Source organism: Mycobacterium sp. SMC-16 (genome assembly GCF_046250085.1).
GTDB lineage: Bacteria > Actinomycetota > Actinomycetes > Mycobacteriales > Mycobacteriaceae > Mycobacterium > Mycobacterium phocaicum.
Genome location: NZ_CP176427.1, coordinates 1640990 through 1659805 on the forward strand (window position 1 = coordinate 1640990; position 18816 = coordinate 1659805).

An 18816-nucleotide genomic window follows, 5' to 3' on the forward strand; every position below is an offset into this window, starting at 1 on the left:
ATGACGCAGCTCATCGAGCGACCGTCGTGGTCCGGTGACGCGGAGCCCGACGAGCCGAGACGGCCCGCGGGGGAAATCGCCACGGTGACCACAGTGTCGATGGTGCAGGCCATCAACCGCGCGTTACGCGACGCCATGACCGCCGATGACCGGGTGCTGGTGTTCGGCGAGGACGTCGCGAAACTCGGCGGGGTTTTCCGCGTCACCGATGGTCTGCACGAAACCTTCGGGGAAGCCCGCTGTTTCGACACGCCGCTGGCGGAGTCGGCGATCGTCGGCATCGCCATCGGCATGGCGATCCGTGGCATGGTGCCGGTACCCGAGATCCAGTTCGACGGATTCGCGGCCCCGGCGTTCGACCAGATCGTCAGCCACCTCGCGAAGTACCGGATGCGTACCCATGGCGATGTCGACATGCCGGTGACCATCCGCATCCCGTCGTTCGGCGGTATCGGTGCGGTGGAACACCATTCGGAGTCGACCGAGTCGTACTGGCTGCACACCGCCGGGTTGAAGGTCGTCATCCCGTCCACGCCCTCGGACGCGTACTGGCTGCTGCGCGAGGCCATCTCGTCCCGTGACCCGGTGATCTTCCTGGAGCCCAAACGCCGTTACTGGACGAAAGGTGAACTCGACACCAGCGTGCCCGCGCCACCCATCGGGCAGGCTGCGGTACGGCGCACGGGCCGCGACTTCACCGTCATCACCTACGGCTCGCTCGTCGACACCGCCTTGGCGGCAGCCGATCTGGCGGACGACCATGATCTGGAGGTCATCGACCTGCGGTCGCTGAACCCGCTCGACTTCGACACCATCGCGGCCTCGATCCGGAAGACCGGACGCGCGGTGGTCATGCACGAGGGGCCGCGCACCCTGGGGTTCGGCGCCGAACTGGCCGCCAGGATCTCCGAAGAACTCTTCTATGACCTGGAGGCACCCGTGTTGCGCGCCACCGGATTTGACACGCCCTATCCGCCGGCCCGGCTGGAGAAACTGTGGCTGCCCGGTGTCGACCGGCTGCTGGATTGCGTGCACAAGGCGATGAGTCAGCCATGACCGCAACACACGATTTCCTGGTCCCCGACCTGGGTGAAGGGCTGGAAGACGCGACCATCACGTCCTGGGCGGTGGCGGTGGGGGACACCGTCGAACTCAATCAGGTGTTGTGCACCGTCGAGACCAACAAGGCGGCCGTGGAGATACCCAGTCCGTATGCCGGTGTGGTGACCGAACTCGGTGGGGCAGAGGGGCAGACGCTCGCGGTGGGCGCCGTGCTGGTCCGCATCGCCACCGACGCGTCGGCGGCGGCTGCATCCGAGCCGACCGTCGACGAGCCGGCGACCGATGACCCGAAAGAGCAGGCGCCGCAACGCAAACCCGTGCTGGTCGGGTACGGCGCGGATGCTGATCTCGACACCACCCGCCGCCGGCCCCGGGCCAAACCGCGGGTGCGCAAGCTGGCGGCAGACCTGCACGTTGACCTGACCGGAGTGGCGCCGTCGGGCCCGAACGGCATCGTCACGCGCCAGGACGTGCTGGCCTCGGCGCACCAGACCGCCGACGCCGACCTGATTCCCGTCGGCGGCGTGCAGGCCGAGATGGCGCGCCGGATGGCGGTGTCACGCAAGGAGATACCGGATGCACATGCATCGGTTCAGGTGGACTGCGCCGAGTTGCTCCGGGTTCGCGACACCCTCGCCGGTGCCGATGCCACCGTCACACCGTTCGTGCTGACGCTGCGGCTGCTGACCATCGCGTTGCGGCACCACCGTGAGTTCAACGCCACCTGGGTGCCGGCCGAACACGGCGCGAGCGTTCATCTCCACGAATCGGTGCACCTGGGCATCGGCGTCGCGACATCACGTGGACTGCTGGTGCCGGTGGTCCGGGACGCCGAACGCCTCTCGACGCGGGAACTGGCCTGGGCAGTGGACGGGCTGATCCGCTCCGCGCGCGACGGCACGCTGAAACCCGTTGAACTGCATGGCTCGACGTTCACCGTGTCGAACTTCGGGGCGCTGGGCCTGGACGAGGGCGTACCCGTCATCAACTATCCGGAGGCGGCGATCCTCGGCATGGGCACGCTCAAACCCCGTGCCGTCGTGCGCGACGGTGCGGTGGTGGCGCGGCCGACCATGCCACTCACCTGTGCCTTCGACCACCGGATCGCCGACGGAGCCGGGGCGGCCGCGTTCCTCGGTGAACTGCGGGCCCTCATCGAGGCGCCCGAACTGGCGCTCCTCGACGCCTGATCACCGCTGCTTGGCAGCAGCCAATCGGGCGGCGAATTCCGGCGACTCGATCGACGCCGCCTGCGGGACGATCTCGATGTCGACGGCCTTCGCGTGCTGCTCGTGGTCCAGCACGCCGGGGTGGTCCGTCGCGCGCATCGACGCCTTGGTCGCCAACACCACTTCGCGAGGCGCCGAGGCCGGACCGGCGGCCAGCGCCAATGCCGCGGCGACGGGATCGTCGGCGACCTCCAGCGCCAGGCCGTGCCGTACGGAGGCGTCGGCGTCGAACTTCATGCCGAAGAGCAGCGCCGCCCGCGCGGCCTGGGGGCCGATGGCCCGCTGCAGCATCCAGGTCGCGCCGCCGCCCGGGTGAATGCCGAGTTTCTGGAACCGTGGGTCGAAGACCGCCCCGGGTCCGGCGATCCGGACGTCGGCGGCCAGAGCGAGGTTGAGCCCGGCTCCGACGGCCGGGCCGTTCACCGCGGCGATCGTCGGCAGCGTGCAGTCGGCGACCGCGAGGAAGCCGTCGTAGATGACCCGCAGGCCGTTGACAGTGGCGGCGCCCAACGCGGTCAGGTCGGCGCCGGCGCAGAACGCCTTGCCGGCGCCCGTCACCACCACGGCGTGCACGCCGTGATCGGCCTCGGCGGCAGTGATGGCGGCGCGCAGGCCGGCGGACATCTCCGCGGTCACCGCGTTGCGGCGGTTGGGATCGTTGACCGTGATGAGGGCGACGCGGTCGATGACCTGCGTCAGTACGAGATCGGACACCGCCTCAGCCTATGGCCTGTGTTTCGACTCACGTGAGTCAAAACCTTTACCCGGGGTCGTATCTGCGAAACAACGGTGTGATTCCTTTGGCTAGGCATGTTGAGAGGCGTTCGGAGTTCATGTTGAAGCAGTCCAAATGGAGACGTGGCGCTGTGGTTGCTGCTGTGGGCATGTTGCTCCCGTTCGGGGCAGCGACCGCTGCGTTCGCCGACCCCGCGCCCGCCGGTGACGAGGGAACCGCCGCCGGACACCGGTCTCGTGGCGTCGGAAGAGCCGGCGACCGTTACGACCCCCGACGGCTGGGTCCTCACCGTGGTGGCCAAGAACGAGACCGAGCTCCCGGTCGCACCGCTCACGACCGCGGTCAGCTCGCGTGAATACCTGGTGGGCGGCACGTTCACCGGGACCGTGACCGGCAAGGGCAAGACCACCCTCAACGGCGGCACGCTGGAGGCCGGCTACCAGATCGGCTGCGGTATCGAGCTGGGCCAGGTGCGTCTGGTCGGCTCCATCGGTATCGCCACCTCGGGTTCGACGCTGGCCGGTCTCCTGCCCACGGGCGTCAGCGTGCCGATATCGGGCACCGTGGAAATCCACCCGAAGCCGGGCACCGTGACCCAGGTCCCCGTCGACAAGAAGTCGTTCAAGGCCGCGCCGGTGCGCATCACGCTCAAGGACACGCACGTCAAGGTCGACGGCTGCGTCGGCCAATCGTTCCTGAGGTCGTACGCGGTGCTGACGAGCTCCACCTCCGATACCGACGACATCGTCGCCTACTACGGCGTCACGAAGTCCGTCTGATCGCACCTCGCGCCGTTTCGGCGCGCAGAGCACCCCCGACCGGGCACAATGCCCGGGGCCCGTAGAAGGGGGAGCATGAGCGACGACGCCGAATCGCCGGCGATGCGGCAGCGCGTCGAGGACCGCTACCGGCAGTTGGCCGAGATGCGTCAGCTGCGGCCCATCGTCGCCGTCGTGAATCGCTTCAACGAGATCGACGGCGGCACGCTGGGCACCGTGGTGTCGGTCCAGCTGTTCACCACGGTGATCCCGCTGGCGATCATCGGGTTCAGCTATCTCACCGGCTTCGCCGACAGCGCCAGCCCCGGCGTCGTGGTGAGCCGGCAGCTCGGTCTGGCGTCGCCGCTGACCGACCATGTCCGAGCCGCCTTCGGCCGCGCCTCTGGTCTGCGGTCCAACTGGACGTTCTTCGGCGTCGCCAGCTTCCTGGTGTGGGGCATCCCGATGTCGATGACCATCGCCGGCATCTTTGCCAGGCCTGGCGCCGCGAACCGTTCGGCTGGGGCGGCAAGCTGTGGCGCGGCGTGACGTGGTTCGTCCTGTACCTGACGATGATCGGGGTGCGCGAACGGATCGCGTTCGGTGCCGAGCACCACGGGTGGAGCCAGGTCCTGCTCTTCGCGGTGTCGCTGATCCCGGTCTGGATCTTCTGGACGATCACACCCGCGCTCCTGGTGCGCGACGGCGGTCGGGCCTGGCGCGCGCTGCTGCTCGCAGGGTTGGCGGGCGTCGTCATCGAGGGCACGATCCTGCCGCTGGCGGCCCGGATGATCTTCCCGCCGCTGCTGCGCGGGTGGGACGACTTCGGGCCCATCGGTGTGGCGATGGCGCTGCTCACGTGGTGCGGAATCAGCGGCGCCGGCTGGGTCGTCACGGCGTGCGTGGGTGCGGTGCTGTGGGAGCGGACGGCGCCGTCGCGGACGGTCATCGAGGCCGAGTCGGATGAGCGCCCCCGACAGGATTCGAACCTGCAACCTACGGAGTAGAAATCCGCTGCGCTATCCGTTGCGCCACGGGGGCAATGCGGAGGAAGTCTATCCCGACGCCTCCGCGCAGTGGCCATGGCAACAGCCGGATTGCCCGCGCTGTGTCCGGCGGCGGACTAGCGTTAGGGTCCAGCGCTGGGCAACGACGGAGGAGAGCGACAGCCATGAGCGACGTGCCGGACTTTGACACGGCCGGGTTGCCCGAAGAGTTGAGTGCGGTTGATCAGTTGATGCATCGCGGGGAGGCCAATCCCCGCACGCGGTCCGGCATCATGGGCGTCGAACTGCTGGACGTCACGCCGGACTGGGAGCGGTACCGCGCGCGGTTCGAGCAGGCGTCCCGCAAGGCCATCCGCCTGCGGCAGAAGGTCGTGATGCCGAGCCTGCCGACGGCGGCGGCGCGCTGGGTCGTCGATCCCGACTTCAATCTGGATTTTCACGTGCGCCGCGTGCGTGCCCCGGGCGCGGGCACGCTGCGTGAGGTCTTCGATTTCGCCGAGCTGGCGTTGCAGTCGCCGCTCGACATCTCCCGTCCGCTCTGGACGGCCACGTTGGTGGAAGGGCTGCCGGGCGGTGGTGCCGCCAACATCGTGCACATGAGCCACGCCGTCACCGACGGTGTCGGCAGCATGGAGATGTTCGCGAACCTCTACGACCTCGAGCGGGATCCCGCGCCGCGGCCATCGGCGCCGTTGCCGATCCCCGAAGATCTGTCGCCGAACGACCTTGCGCGCCAAGGCATCAACGCGTTGCCGAAGGGCATCGCCAACAACGTGCTCGATGTGACCCGCGGCGCGGCGGGGCTGCTCGGGCGCATGGTGCGGGATCCGGCCGACGCGGTCGGCGGGGTGGTCGACTACGTCCGCTCGAGCCGGCGGGTCATGACGCCCGCGGCGCCGCCGTCGCCGGTGCTGCGGCGCCGTGGTCTGGCGTCGCGCAGCGAGGCGATCGACATCAAGTTCAGCGATCTGCACAAGGCCTCCAAGGCCGCCGAGGGCTCCATCAACGATGCGTACCTCGCCGCGCTGTGCGGCGCGCTGCGCCGCTACCACGAGGCCAAGGGCGTCCCGGTGGCGTCGCTTCCCATGGCGGTGCCGGTGAACGTTCGCTCCGACTCGGATCCCGCCGGTGGCAACAGATTTGCCGGCGTGAACATCGCCGCCCCCATCGGCGTCGTCGACCCGCGCAAGCGCATCCAGAAGGTGCGCGCCCAGATGACCCGCAAGCGCGAGGAGCGCGCCATCGAGGTCGTGGGCGTCGTCGCGCCGCTGCTGAACCTGGTGCCGGATCCGCTGCTGGAATCCATGGCCGGTTCGGTGGTCAATTCCGATGTGCAGGCCAGCAACGTGCCCGGTCCTCCGGTCGACACGTACATCGCGGGCGCAAAAGTGGTGCGGCACTACGGAATCGGTCCGCTGCCCGGCGTCGCGATGATGGCGGTGCTCATCTCCCGCAGCGGCTGGGTCACCATCAGCACCCGCTATGACCGGGCATCCATCAATGATCCCGAGCTGTGGGCCCGCTGCCTGCTCGACGGATTCAACGAGGTGCTGGCCCTCGGCGGGGACGGCCGAGCCATTCCGGCGTCGTTCGAGTTGTCAGACGAACAGGCCGAGTCGGCAGTGAACGGGGGTGCCGCACAATGAGTTCGGACGACGACTACGCGGGTGAGTTCCGCAACGCCCGGCTGCCGGGCTCGGTGGCGGAGATTCTGGCCAGCCCCGAAGGGCCGGAGGTCGGCGCGTTCTTCGACATGGACGGCACCCTGGTGGCCGGGTTCACCGGCGTGATCATGACGCAGGACCGGTTGCGCCGCCGCCAGATGGGCGTCGGTGAATTCATCGGCATGGTGCAGGCCGCGGTGAACCACCAACTGGGCCGCGCCGAGTTCGAGGACCTCATCGGCCGGGGCGCGCGGATGCTGAACGGCAATTCGCTCAGCGACCTCGACGAGCTGGGCGAGCGGTTGTTCATCCAGCACATCAAGAAGCGGATTTATCCCGAGATGCGTGAGCTCGTCCGTGCGCACCAGGCGCGCGGGCACACCGTCGTGTTGAGCTCGTCGGCGCTGACGGTCCAGGTGGAACCCGTGGCGAACTTCCTCGGCATCAAGAACGTGCTGTGCAACAAGTTCGAGACCGACGAGGACGGACTCATCACCGGTGAGGTCGTCAGGCCGGTGCTGTGGGGCCCCGGAAAGGCCAACGCCGCACAGCATTTCGCGGCGAACAACGGTGTCGATCTGGCGAAGAGCTACTTCTACGCCGACGGTGACGAAGACGTCGCGCTGATGTACCTGGTCGGCAATCCCCGGCCCACCAACCCGGCTGCCAAGCTGGAATCTGTTGCCGCCAAACGTGGTTGGCCGGTGCTGAAGTTCTCCAGCCGCAGTGGCAGCAGTCCCATCGCGCAGCTGCGGACCTTCGCCGGCATCGCGTCGCTGGCACCGGTCGCCGCCGGTGCCCTCGGGCTCGGCCTGTTGACCGGCAACCGGCGCACGGGCGTCAACTTCTTCACCTCGGCGTGGAGCAAGGCGCTGATGGCGACGCTCGGCATCGACCTCAACGTGCTCGGCGCGGAGAACCTGCGGGCGCAACGGCCCGCGGTGTTCATCTTCAACCACCGCAATCAGGCCGACCCGATGATCGCCGGCGCCCTGGTGAGCGACAACTTCACCTCGGTGGGCAAGAAGGAGCTCGAGAGCAACCCGATCATGGGCACCATCGGCAAGGTGATGGACGCCGCGTTCATCGACCGCGATGATCCCGCCTCGGCCATCGAGAGCCTGCACAAGATGGAAGAGCTTGCCCGTAAAGGCCTTTCGATCCTGATCGCACCCGAGGGCACCCGCCTGGACACCACCGAGGTCGGCGAGTTCAAGAAGGGGCCGTTCCGGATGGCCATGGCCGCTGGTATCCCCGTCGTGCCGATCGTGATCCGCAACGCGGAGGTGATCGCCGCGCGCGATTCGTCGACCTTCCACGCGGGCAAGGTCGACGTCGTCGTCTATCCGCCGATCTCGGTCGAGGACTGGACGCTCGACGATCTGTCGGAGCGCATCGCGGAAGTGCGTCAGCTCTATCTCGACACCCTCCGAAAATGGCCGCACGACAGCGTGCCCGACAATCCGCTGTACCACCGGTCGGCGGCGCCGGCCGAACCCGGGGACTCGCCCGACGACAGCGGCGATGCGCCGCGCAGCGCCAAGGGCCGACGGTGAAGCACACCGCTGACGACCTCGCCAGCTTCGACCCGACGGACGACGCGCTGGTGCTGACCGCGGTCGGCTCCGCGGCCGAGTGGGACCTGCTCAACGACTGGCTGGCCCATCAACGCAAGCAGCATCCGGATACCCGCCTCGAGGTGCTCCGGCTGCCGACCGAGGGCGAGCCGTCGCCCGGCACGCTGGCCCGGCTGGTGGAACTGCTCGGCGCCGACGAAAGCCGTTCGGTGGTTCCCGTTCGAGTGTTCTGGGTGCCCGCCGGTCTGCCGACGCGCTCCAAGATCGTCTCGCTGATCTCCGGCCGCGACCGGTACCGGCCGCCGGAGCTGCTGCAGCGCCGCATCCTGCGCAAGGACCCGCTGCGGGCCCGGGTGGTGGCCGGTGAGCCCGCCACGGTGGGCCAGCTGCGGCAGCAGTGGAAAGACACCACGACCGCCGAAAACCCAAGGGAATTCGCGCGATTCGTGCTGCGCCGCGCACAGCTCGCCATCGAGCGGGTGGAGTTGCGGCTGCTCGGGCCCGAATACAAGTCACCCCGGCTGGTCAAGCCCGAGGTGCTGGCATCGGCCCGGTTCCGGGAGGGCCTGGAGAAGATCCCGGGCGCGACGGTCGAGAAGGCCGGCGAGATGCTCGACGAGCTGTCGACGGGCTGGAGCCGGTTCTCCGTCGACTTCATCCCCAAGATCGGGCGCGCGATCTTCAGCCGGGGTTTCGACCCCAACGTGGACTACGACCGCGAGCAGGTCGAGTCGATGCGGCACGCGCTGGAGCTGCACCCCGCCGTGCTGCTGTTCTCGCACCGGTCGTACCTCGACGGCGTGATCGTCCCGGTGGCGATGCAGGAGAACCGCCTGCCGCCGGTGCACACCTTCGCCGGCATCAACCTGGCGTTCGGTCTGATGGGGCCGATCTTCCGGCACTCCGGCGTCATCTTCATCCGGCGCAACATCGCCGGCGACCCGTTGTACAAGTACGTCCTCAAGGAGTACGTCGGGTACATCGTGGAGAAGCGCTTCAATCTCAACTGGTCCATCGAAGGCACGCGCTCCCGGACCGGAAAGATGTTGCCGCCCAAGCTCGGTCTGCTGGCGTACGTCGCCGACGCCTACCTCGACGGCCGCAGCGAGGACATCCTGCTGCAGCCCGTCTCCATCAGTTTCGACCAGTTGCACGAGACGGCCGAGTACGCCGCGTACGCCCGCGGCGGTGAGAAGACCCCCGAAGGCCTGAGCTGGCTGTACCACTACATCAAGGCACAGGGCGACCGGAACTTCGGCAAGATCTATGTGCGGTTCCCCAAAGCGGTGTCGATGCGGGAACAGCTGGGGCCTCCGGACGGTCCGGTGGCCACCGATCCCGCGCTCAAACGCCTTGCGCTGCAGAAGATGGCTTTCGAGGTGGCGTGGCGCATCCTGCGGGCCACGCCCATCAATGCCACGGCTCTGGTGTCGGCACTGCTGCTGACCACCCGCGGGCTGGCGCTGACGCTCGACCAGTTGCACCACACCCTGCAGGATGCGCTGGATTACCTTGAGCGCAAGAAGATTCCGATGACCAACTCGGTTCTGCGGCTCCGCACCCCCGAGGGGGTCCGGGCCACGCTCGACGCCATGTCCGGCGGGCATCCGGTGACCGCGGTGGACAGCGGCCGCCAGCCGGTCTGGTTCATCGCGCCGGAGAACGAGCACGAGGCGGCGTTCTACCGCAACACGACCATCGACGCGTTCCTGGAGACCGCCATCGTCGAGCTGGCCATGGCGCACGCCGCCAAGGCGGAGTCCGATCCGGTCGGGGCGTTCTGGGCCCAGGTGATGCGGCTGCGCGACCTGCTCAAGTTCGAGTTCTACTTCGCCGACTCGGCATCGTTCCGCGAGCACATCCTGGAAGAGATGTCGTGGCAGGACAACTGTGAGCAGCAGCTGGCCGAGGGCGGCGAGGCCATCTACGCGATGCTGCGGGCCAAACGGCCGATCATCGCCGGGGCCATGCTGCGGCCGTTCCTGGAGGCCTACGAACTGGTCGCCGACGTGTTGCGTGGCACGCCGCCCGACATCAGTGAGAAGGACCTGACCAAGAGGGCGCTCGGCGTCGGCCGGCAATACGTCGCGCAGGGCCGGATTCGCAGCAACGAGTCGGTGTCGGCGCTGCTGTTCACGACGGCGCGGCAGGTGGTGGCCGACCAGAAGCTGCTGGAGGCGGCACCCGACCTGGAGGAGCGGCGCACCGCATTCCTGGCCGAGCTGCGGGCGATCCTGGCGGACATGGCGACCGTCGACTCGATCGGCTGGATCAAGTTCGACGTCCGCGAGTTGCAGCGGCGCAAGTCCAAGAAGGCGATCGAGGCGGAGTGACCCGGGCCGGGTGAGTCCCACCCCGGGTTATCCACAGTTCGCGATTCATCCACAACCGGCGCCGCCCCGAGGGCGGCGCCGGTTCTTTTGTCGGTGCCTGACGGGTCAATTGACGCACAGGCCGGCGAGAACGCCGGCAACACCGAAATGGATGGATGGAGAAGCACATGTTCGAGACCCCCTTCACCGTGGTCGGCAACGTGATCACCGACGTCGTCGCGCGCCGGGCCGGGGAGAGCAACCTCGCGACGTTCCGGATGGCGAGCAATTCGCGGAAGAAGACCGACGACGGCTGGGAGCCGGGCAACTCGCTGTACGTCACGGTCAACTGCTGGGGCCGGCTGGCCGACGGGGTGGCGGGCCGGTTGTTCAAAGGCGACCCGGTGGTGGTCGTCGGCTACATCTTCACCAACGAGTACCTGGACAAGGAAGGCAACCGCCGGTCATCGATGGAGGTGAGGGCGACGTCCGTCGGTCCGGACATGGCGCGCTGCCAGGTCAAGATCGATCCCCGGCGGCCCAGCCCCATCGAATTGGAGCAGCCCCAGGTGGCCTCGGAGCCGCCCGAGACCGAGAACTCGGACGCGCTGGTGCTGTCGGCGTAGGGCAAATGTCGGGGCGCCCCACGCGGCGGCGCCCCGACCGCGCCAGCGGGCGATTTGGCGGCTTGCCTAGGATGGTCAGCGAGTTTTCGCGGGACCGCGCCCGATCCAGTGAGTCGGGGTGCGCGCGACGAGAACGCTACGACGAACAGCCAACGAAAGGCATGACGACGGCATGGCCGAATTCATCTACACGATGCGCAAGGTCCGTAAGGCGCACGGCGACAAGGTCATCCTCGACGACGTCACCCTGAACTTCCTGCCGGGCGCGAAGATCGGTGTCGTCGGCCCCAACGGCGCCGGTAAGTCCAGCGTCCTGAAGATCATGGCCGGCATCGACAAGGCCAACAACGGCGACGCCTTCCTGGCGCCCGGCGCCACGGTCGGCATCCTCATGCAGGAGCCCGAACTCGACGAGACCAAGACGGTGCGCGAGAACGTCGAGGCCGGCGTGGCGGTCAAGGCCAAGCTCAACCGGTACAACGAGGTCGCCGAGCTGATGGCCACCGACTACACCGACGAGCTCATGGAAGAGATGGGCAAGCTCCAGGAGGAGCTCGACGCCGCCGACGCCTGGGACATCGACTCTCAGCTGGAGCAGGCCATGGACGCGCTGCGCTGCCCGCCGCCGGACGAGCCCGTCACCCACCTGTCCGGTGGTGAGCGCCGCCGCGTCGCGCTCTGCAAGCTGCTGCTGAGCAAGCCCGACCTGCTGCTGCTCGACGAGCCCACCAACCACCTCGACGCCGAGAGCGTGAACTGGCTCGAACAGCACCTCGCCGACTACAAGGGCGCGATCCTCGCCGTCACCCACGACCGGTACTTCCTGGACAACGTCGCCGAGTGGATCCTCGAGCTCGACCGCGGCCGCGCCTACCCGTACGAGGGCAACTACTCCACGTACCTGGAGAAGAAGGCCGAGCGTCTCGAGGTGCAGGGCAAGAAGGACCAGAAGCTGCAGAAGCGGCTGAAGGACGAGCTGGCCTGGGTGCGTTCCGGTGCCAAGGCCCGTCAGGCCAAGAACAAGGCCCGCCTCGGACGCTACGAGGAGATGGTCGCAGAGGCCGAGAAGACGCGGAAGCTCGACTTCGAGGAAATCCAGATTCCGACGCCGCCGCGCCTGGGCAACGTCGTGGTGGAGGTCGACAACCTGAAGAAGGGTTTCGACGACCGCGTCCTGATCGAGAACCTGTCCTTCACCCTGCCGCGTAACGGCATCGTCGGTGTCATCGGCCCGAACGGTGTGGGTAAGTCGACGCTGTTCAAGACCATCGTCGGCCTCGAGCAGCCGGACGGCGGCACCGTGAAGGTCGGCGAGACGGTCAAGCTGTCGTACGTAGACCAGAGCCGCGCGGGCATCGACCCGAAGAAGACGGTGTGGGAGGTCGTCTCCGACAAGCTCGACTACATCGAGGTCGGCCAGAACGAGATCCCGTCGCGGGCCTATGTGTCGGCGTTCGGCTTCAAGGGACCCGATCAGCAGAAGCCGGCCGGCGTGCTCTCCGGTGGTGAGCGCAACCGGTTGAACCTGGCGCTGACCCTCAAGGAGGGCGGCAACCTGATCCTGCTCGACGAGCCGACCAACGACCTGGACGTGGAGACCCTGTCTTCGCTGGAGAACGCTCTCGAGCAGTTCCCCGGTTGCGCCGTGGTCATCAGCCACGACCGCTGGTTCCTCGACCGCACCTGCACCCACATCCTCGCGTGGGAAGGTGACGACGAGGACGAGGCCAAATGGTTCTGGTTCGAGGGCAACTTCGGTGCCTATGAAGAGAACAAAGTGGAACGACTTGGAATCGAAGCGGCGCGTCCGCACAGAGTGACCCACCGCAAGCTGACTCGCGACTAACGTCGCACGTACGTGCCGATTGGGGCACGACGGCGCGACGTCAGGAGCAAGTCGGATGACGGAAAATCGGGGCGGACTCAGCTGTACGACGCGGTCCGCCGGTGCGGACGGCAACGCTGGTCTCGCACGGGCATACCTGCTCACCTACCGCGGCCCCAACGACGGTTCGCCGGCCGACGGTGGGGTCACCGCCCCGATCGACGTCGCGATGGCGACGCGGGTGTCCCCGGAGTTGCTGGCCGCGCATTATCGCCTCGGTCATCGCCGGTCGACGGGGGAGACGCTGGTCGCGATCTACGCCGCCGACGATCCCGGCCGCTTCGGCCCGGCGCTGCAGATCGTCACCGATCACAGTGCGCTGCTGATGGACTCGGTGATGGTGCTGCTGCACCGCATCGGTGTCGCTTACACCGCGATCATGAGTCCGGAGTTCCGGGTGCGGCGGGACGCGGCGGGCGAGGTCGTCGCGATGGGTCCGGCGGGTGACCCCAGCGCCCCGGCCGACGGCGTCGACGAGACCTGGATTCACGTGCAGCTGGCGACCATGGGGGACGGCAAGGCCGTCGCCGAGGCGGCCGCTGTGCTACCGCATGCCCTGACCGACACCCGTGCGGTGCAACTCGATACGCCCGCGATGAACGCCGCGCTCGTCGGCCTGGCCAACGCGCTCGACGCCGACCACAACGGCCGGTTCCCCGGCTATGACCGGCGCGACGTCGCGGCCCTGCTGCGCTGGCTCGCCGACGGGCACTTCGTCCTGCTGGGCTACCAGCAGTGCACCGTGGAGAACGGGCAGGCCCAGGTGGATCCCGCGACGCGGCTGGGCGTGGCCAAGCTGCGCAGCGACGTGCTGCCACCACTCGCGGGCGACGACGAACTGCTGGCGGTGGCACAGGCCACCATGCCGAGTTACCTGCGCTACGGCGCCTACCCGTACATCGTGGTGGTGCGCGAGAGCGCGGGACCGAACGGGCCCGCGCGCGAGCACCGCTTCATCGGCCAGTTCACGGTGACGGCGGGCAATGCCAATGTGCTCGAGATTCCACTGATCTCGCGGCGCGTCAACGAGGCGCTGGCGCTGTCGCAAGGTGATCCGAGCCGGCCCGGCCAGCTGATGCTCGACATCATCCAGACCGTGCCACGCTCCGAGCTGTTCTCCCTGACCGCACGCGACCTCGTCGCGATGGGGAAGTCCGTCATCGACCTGGGTTCGCGGCGGCGTGCGCTGCTGTTCCTGCGCGCCGACAAGCTGGCCCACTTCGTCTCGTGCCTGGTGTACCTGCCGCGCGACCGGTACACCACCGACGTGCGGCTGGCCATGCAGGACATCCTGGTGCGCGAACTCGGCGGCGAGAGCATCGAGTACACCGCCCGGGTCAGTGAATCACCTTGGGCCGTCGTGCATTTCACGGTCCGATTGGGCGAGAACGCCAGCGCGGCGAGTATCGACACCTCGGCCGCCAACGAAACCCGGATCCAGGGTCTGTTGACCGAGGCCGCGCGCACCTGGGGCGACCGGCTGATCGGTGCTGTCACACCGGGCACCATCACGCGCGCCGAGGCCGAGCACTATGCGGTGGCGTTCCCCGAGGTCTACAAGCAGGCGTTCACGCCGACCGGTGCCATCGAGGCCATCAGCATCATCGATCAGCTGCAGGACGACAGCGTCAAACTGGTGCTGGACTATCCCGAAGCCGGACCCGACGATGACGGCACCGCCCAACTCACCTGGTACCTGGCCGGCCGGTCGGCCTCGCTGAGCGAGCTGCTGCCGATGCTGCAGTCCATGGGCGTCGTGGTGCTGGAGGAGCAGCCGTTCAACGTCGTGCGCGCCGACGGCGTGCCGGTGTGGATCTACCAGTTCAAGATTTCCCGGCACCAGTCCACCGTCGACGCCCCGGAAGCCGAACGCGAAGTCATCGCCACCCGCTTCGCCGACGCGGTCACCGCCATCTGGCAGGGCAAGGTGGAGATCGACCGGTTCAACGAGCTGGTGTTGGGCGCGGGCCTGACCTGGCAGCAGGTGACGATCCTGCGGGCCTACGCGAAGTACTTGCGGCAGGCCGGTTTTCCGTACAGCCAGTACCACATCGAGACGGTGCTGCGGGACAACCCGGGCACCGCGAAGTCTCTCGTCGAACTCTTCGAGGCGGTGTTCGACCCGACCGGTGCCGACGCTGCCGATCGCGCCCAGACCGCGGCGGCCGCCGTTGCGGCGGACATCGACGCGCTCGTGAGCCTCGACACCGACCGGGTGCTGCGGGCCTTCGCGGCGCTGGTGCAGGCCACGCTGCGGACCAACTACTACGTCACCGCAGAGGGCTCGGCGCGGCAGCGAAACGCGTTGTCGTTCAAGCTCAATCCCCAGCTCATCGACGAATTGCCGCTGCCCAGGCCCAAATACGAGATCTTCGTGTACTCGCCGCGGGTCGAAGGCGTGCACCTGCGGTTCGGCAACGTGGCCCGCGGCGGCCTGCGCTGGTCGGACCGGCGGGAGGACTTCCGCACCGAAATCCTGGGCCTGGTCAAGGCGCAGGCGGTGAAGAACGCCGTCATCGTCCCCGTCGGCGCCAAGGGCGGCTTCGTGCTGAAGTCGCCGCCCGCGCCCACCGGTGACGCGGCCGCCGATCGCGATGCCCTGCGCAACGAGGGCGTCGCCTGCTACCGGCTGTTCATCGCCGGGCTGCTCGACGTCACCGACAACGTCGAGACGGCCACCGGCGCCGTCGTGCCGCCGGCGCAGGTGGTGCGCCGCGACGGCGACGACGCCTACTTGGTGGTCGCCGCCGACAAGGGCACCGCGACGTTCTCCGACATCGCCAACGATGTCGCCAAGTCGTACGGCTTCTGGCTGGGCGACGCGTTCGCCTCCGGTGGTTCGGTGGGCTACGACCACAAGGCCATGGGCATCACCGCCAAGGGCGCGTGGGAGTCGGTCAAGCGGCACTTCCGCGAGATGGGCCATGACACCCAGACCCAGGACTTCACCGTCGTCGGCGTCGGCGACATGAGCGGTGACGTGTTCGGCAACGGCATGTTGCTGTCCAAGCACATTCGCCTGGTGGCGGCTTTCGACCACCGGCACATCTTCCTGGACCCGAACCCCGACTCGGCCCGTTCGTGGGTCGAACGCGACCGGATGTTCAAGCTGCCCCGGTCGAGTTGGGACGACTACGACAAATCGCTCATCAGCGAGGGTGGCGGCGTCTACAGCCGGGACCAGAAGTCGATCCCGATCAGCCCGCAGGTGCGCGAGGTGCTGGGCCTGGCCGCCGACGTCACCGAGCTCACGCCGCCGGCGCTGATGAAGTCGATCCTGCTGGCGCCCGTCGACCTGTTCTGGAACGGCGGCATCGGCACCTACATCAAGGCCGAGACCGAATCGGACGCCGACGTCGGCGACCGCGCCAACGACGCCATCCGGGTCAACGGAAATCAGGTGCGCGCCAAGGTGGTTGGTGAGGGCGGCAACCTCGGTGTGACGCAGCGCGGTCGCATCGAATTCGATCTGGCCGGCGGCCACATCAACACCGACGCCATGGACAACTCGGCCGGTGTGGACTGCTCCGACCACGAGGTGAACATCAAGATTCTGGTCGACGCCCTGGTGACCGCGGGCAAGGTCGCGGCCGCCGAGCGCACCGACCTGCTGATGTCGATGACCGACGAGGTCGGTCGTCTGGTGCTCGCCGACAACATGTCGCAGAACGACCTGATGGGCACCAGCCGCGCCAACGCCGCCAGCCTGCTGCCGGTGCACGCCGCCCAGATCCGTGACCTGGCGAGAGAACGCGGACTCAACCGCGAGCTGGAGGCGTTGCCGTCGGACAAGGAGATCCGTCGGCGGATGGAGACCGGGTTGGGGCTGACGTCCCCCGAGCTGGCCACCTTGATGGCGCACGTGAAGCTCGCGCTGAAGGAAGACGTGCTGGCCAGTGACCTGCCCGACCAGGAGGTGTTCGCCGGTCGGCTGCCGGACTACTTCCCCGAGGAGTTGCGGGACCGGTTCACCGCGGACATCCGGTCGCACCAGCTGCGCCGGGAGATCATCACCACGATGCTGGTGAACGACCTCGTCGACACCGCCGGCATCACCTACGCCTACCGCGTCGCCGAGGATGTCGGCGTCGGGCCGGTCGACGCGGTCCGCAGTTACGTCGCGGTGGACAAGATCTTCCGGGTCAACGAGGTGTGGCGGAACATCCGGGCGGCAGGCATGGCCGGTGTCCCGGTGGACGTCACCGACCGCATGACGCTGGATCTGCGGCGCCTGATCGACCGGGCCGGGCGCTGGCTGCTGAACTACCGGCCCCAGCCGCTGGCGGTCGGCGCCGAGGCCAACCGGTTCGCGGCGAAGGTCGCCGAGCTCACCCCGCAGATGGCGCAGTGGCTGCGTGGCGACGACAAGGCCATCGCCGAGACCGATGCCGCACAGTTCGAGGCCGCCGGCGTCTCGCAGGAGCTGGCCTACATGGTGGCCACCGGTCTGTACCAGTACAGCCTGCTCGACGTCATCGACATCGCCGACATCGCCGAGCGGGAGCCCGCCGAGGTGGCCGACACCTACTTCGCGCTGACCGACAATCTGGGCATCGACAACCTGCTCACCGCGGTATCCGAACTCAGCCGCAACGACCGCTGGCATTCGTTGGCGCGCTTGGCCATTCGCGACGATATCTACGGGTCCATCCGGTCGCTGTGCGTCGACGTGATGGCGGTCGGGGAGATCGACGAGACCGGCGAACAGAAGATTCACGAGTGGGCGTCGACCAACAGTTCGCGCGTCATGCGGGCCCGCCGGACGCTGACCGAGATCCTGGGCGACGAGGTGCGTGACCTGGCGACGCTGTCGGTGGCCGCGCGGCAACTGCGGAGCATGACCACGAGAACGACGGGAACGGGCAATCAGGGATGATGGGCGGGTGACTGAACGCTTCACGACGCCGGTGCCGGTGCGCTGGTCGGACATCGACATGTATCAGCATGTCAACCACGCCACCATGGTGACCATCCTCGAAGAGGCGCGGGTGCCGTTCCTCACCGAGCCCTTCGCCGAGGACGTCGCCACCACCGGGCTGCTGATCGCCGAAGTCAACGTGAAGTACAAGGACCAACTGCGCCTTGTCGATTCACCACTGCAGGTGACCATCTGGACCAACCGGCTGCGGGCCTGCGACTTCACGCTGGGCTACGAGGTGCGGTCGGTGCACGCCGATCCGGACTCCAAGCCGGCCGTCATCGGGGAGACCCAGCTCGCCACCTTCAACATCGAGCGGCAGATGCTGGTGCGCATCGCCCCGCATCAGCGGGAGTACCTGCAGCGTTTTGCCCGATGACGGAACGCGGAATCTGGCTCGCCGACGCCGCCCAGGCGCAGAACCTGGCGACCTTCGTCGAGCGCGTGCTGCGGCTCGACGAGGCGGCTGTGGTGCGGTTGAAGGCTCGGAACGAGGACGTCGTCGTCGCCTGGGCCGCAACAGGTTTCGAGGTGCTGGCCGCGCGCGTGGTGAACGGGCGGGTGGCGCCGTCCGATCTGTGCGCTGGGGCCGACGCGTTGAGCCACGAGCTGCCCGGCTCTGGCCGGATCGACCCGGGCTTCGCGATGGACTCGGCGTGGCGCGGTGCGTTGCCGCCCGACGACGGGTTCAGCCACCTCGACGACGTGCCGGCGGCCGCGGTGCTGGAGTTGTTTCAGCGCGGCGTCGAACTCGCCCGCGAGCACAGCGGTCCGCAGGGGCCGCCACCGTCGCTGCTCGACCAGGACGTCCTCACCGTCAGCGCCGGCAACATCGAGGTCGGGATCCCGATGCGTTGCGTATTCGCCTTGACCGCCATGGGATTCGTGCCCGATCCGCTGCCGGAGAACGAGGTGGTCCGGGTCCGGGTGCATCCGACGTGGCTGCGCATCGACGCGCGGTTCGGCTCGGTGTACCGCCGCCGGGGTGGGCCGATCCTGTTGTCGCCGTAGGAGTCTTTCGAAGCTGAGGGGCTGCTCGCGC

Annotated in this window: 13 protein-coding genes and 1 tRNA gene; 12 read left to right on the top strand and 2 right to left on the bottom strand. The window is 68.0% G+C overall.

Annotated features, from left to right (window positions below; all coding sequences use genetic code 11):
- Positions 1–1056: an alpha-ketoacid dehydrogenase subunit beta gene (locus tag ACJEIK_RS08000; protein WP_409431302.1), complete on the top strand. Its 1056-nt coding sequence runs from the start codon at positions 1–3 to the stop codon at positions 1054–1056.
- The gene (locus ACJEIK_RS08005; RefSeq protein ID WP_409431303.1) at positions 1053–2252 is read left to right on the top strand and encodes a dihydrolipoamide acetyltransferase family protein; all 1200 of its coding nucleotides are present in this window, start codon (positions 1053–1055) and stop codon (positions 2250–2252) included. Before ACJEIK_RS08000 ends, ACJEIK_RS08005 begins: the two co-directional genes overlap by 4 nt.
- Here the strand turns inward: ACJEIK_RS08005 and ACJEIK_RS08010 are convergent, their stop codons facing one another.
- On the bottom strand, positions 2253–3005 hold the full coding sequence (locus ACJEIK_RS08010; RefSeq protein ID WP_409431304.1) for an enoyl-CoA hydratase: 753 nt from the start codon (positions 3003–3005) through the stop codon (positions 2253–2255).
- 150 nt (positions 3006–3155) lie between these two features.
- On the opposite strand from ACJEIK_RS08010, the gene ACJEIK_RS08015 reads away from it, so the two are divergent.
- Positions 3156–3806 (top strand): MspA family porin, encoded by a 651-nt coding sequence (locus ACJEIK_RS08015; protein WP_409431669.1) that lies wholly within the window; start codon positions 3156–3158, stop codon positions 3804–3806.
- 75 nt (positions 3807–3881) lie between these two features.
- The gene (locus tag ACJEIK_RS08020) at positions 3882–4334 is read left to right on the top strand and encodes a hypothetical protein (RefSeq protein ID WP_409431305.1); all 453 of its coding nucleotides are present in this window, start codon (positions 3882–3884) and stop codon (positions 4332–4334) included.
- 419 nt (positions 4335–4753) lie between these two features.
- On the opposite strand, the gene ACJEIK_RS08025 is transcribed toward ACJEIK_RS08020, so the two are convergent.
- A tRNA-Arg gene (locus ACJEIK_RS08025) sits at positions 4754–4826 on the bottom strand.
- 130 nt (positions 4827–4956) lie between these two features.
- Here ACJEIK_RS08025 and ACJEIK_RS08030 point away from each other — a divergent pair.
- The 8 genes from ACJEIK_RS08030 (at position 4957) to ACJEIK_RS08065 (ending at position 18785) form a co-directional block, all read left to right on the top strand.
- A complete protein-coding gene (locus tag ACJEIK_RS08030; RefSeq protein WP_409431306.1) occupies positions 4957–6438 on the top strand; it encodes a wax ester/triacylglycerol synthase family O-acyltransferase in 1482 nt (493 codons plus the stop codon).
- Complete coding sequence (locus ACJEIK_RS08035; RefSeq protein ID WP_406776066.1) at positions 6435–8012, top strand: HAD-IB family hydrolase; 1578 nt, start codon at positions 6435–6437, stop codon at positions 8010–8012. Before ACJEIK_RS08030 ends, ACJEIK_RS08035 begins: the two co-directional genes overlap by 4 nt.
- On the top strand, positions 8009–10366 hold the full coding sequence (locus tag ACJEIK_RS08040; protein ID WP_064860146.1) for a glycerol-3-phosphate 1-O-acyltransferase: 2358 nt from the start codon (positions 8009–8011) through the stop codon (positions 10364–10366). The genes ACJEIK_RS08035 and ACJEIK_RS08040 overlap by 4 nt, the downstream gene beginning before the upstream one ends.
- Positions 10367–10533: 167 nt before the next feature.
- Complete coding sequence (locus tag ACJEIK_RS08045) at positions 10534–10971, top strand: single-stranded DNA-binding protein (RefSeq protein WP_064860162.1); 438 nt, start codon at positions 10534–10536, stop codon at positions 10969–10971.
- A gap of 172 nt (positions 10972–11143) precedes the next feature.
- Positions 11144–12817: an energy-dependent translational throttle protein EttA gene (gene ettA / locus ACJEIK_RS08050; protein ID WP_061005999.1), complete on the top strand. Its 1674-nt coding sequence runs from the start codon at positions 11144–11146 to the stop codon at positions 12815–12817.
- A gap of 55 nt (positions 12818–12872) precedes the next feature.
- Positions 12873–17732, top strand: coding sequence for an NAD-glutamate dehydrogenase (locus ACJEIK_RS08055; protein WP_409431307.1), 4860 nt, complete (start codon positions 12873–12875; stop codon positions 17730–17732).
- Positions 17733–17739: 7 nt separating this feature from the next.
- Positions 17740–18153 carry a thioesterase family protein gene (locus ACJEIK_RS08060; RefSeq protein ID WP_162460910.1) on the top strand — a complete coding sequence of 138 codons (414 nt, stop codon included), beginning with the start codon at positions 17740–17742 and terminating at the stop codon, positions 18151–18153.
- Positions 18150–18785 carry a hypothetical protein gene (locus ACJEIK_RS08065; RefSeq protein WP_133427304.1) on the top strand — a complete coding sequence of 212 codons (636 nt, stop codon included), beginning with the start codon at positions 18150–18152 and terminating at the stop codon, positions 18783–18785. The genes ACJEIK_RS08060 and ACJEIK_RS08065 overlap by 4 nt, the downstream gene beginning before the upstream one ends.
- The last annotated feature ends 31 nt before the right edge of the window (positions 18786–18816 follow it).

Excerpts from the sequence above, each read along its gene's own strand:
- ACJEIK_RS08035 (WP_406776066.1), top strand. The coding sequence starts at position 6,435 with ATGAGTTCGGACGACGACTACGCGGGTGAGTTCCGCAACGCCCGGCTG.
- ACJEIK_RS08065 (WP_133427304.1), top strand. The coding sequence starts at position 18,150 with ATGACGGAACGCGGAATCTGGCTCGCCGACGCCGCCCAGGCGCAGAAC.
- ACJEIK_RS08030 (WP_409431306.1), top strand. The coding sequence starts at position 4,957 with ATGAGCGACGTGCCGGACTTTGACACGGCCGGGTTGCCCGAAGAGTTG.
- ettA (WP_061005999.1), top strand. The coding sequence starts at position 11,144 with ATGGCCGAATTCATCTACACGATGCGCAAGGTCCGTAAGGCGCACGGC.
- ACJEIK_RS08055 (WP_409431307.1), top strand. The coding sequence starts at position 12,873 with ATGACGGAAAATCGGGGCGGACTCAGCTGTACGACGCGGTCCGCCGGT.
- ACJEIK_RS08045 (WP_064860162.1), top strand. The coding sequence starts at position 10,534 with ATGTTCGAGACCCCCTTCACCGTGGTCGGCAACGTGATCACCGACGTC.
- ACJEIK_RS08020 (WP_409431305.1), top strand. The coding sequence starts at position 3,882 with ATGAGCGACGACGCCGAATCGCCGGCGATGCGGCAGCGCGTCGAGGAC.
- ACJEIK_RS08000 (WP_409431302.1), top strand. The coding sequence starts at position 1 with ATGACGCAGCTCATCGAGCGACCGTCGTGGTCCGGTGACGCGGAGCCC.
- ACJEIK_RS08005 (WP_409431303.1), top strand. The coding sequence starts at position 1,053 with ATGACCGCAACACACGATTTCCTGGTCCCCGACCTGGGTGAAGGGCTG.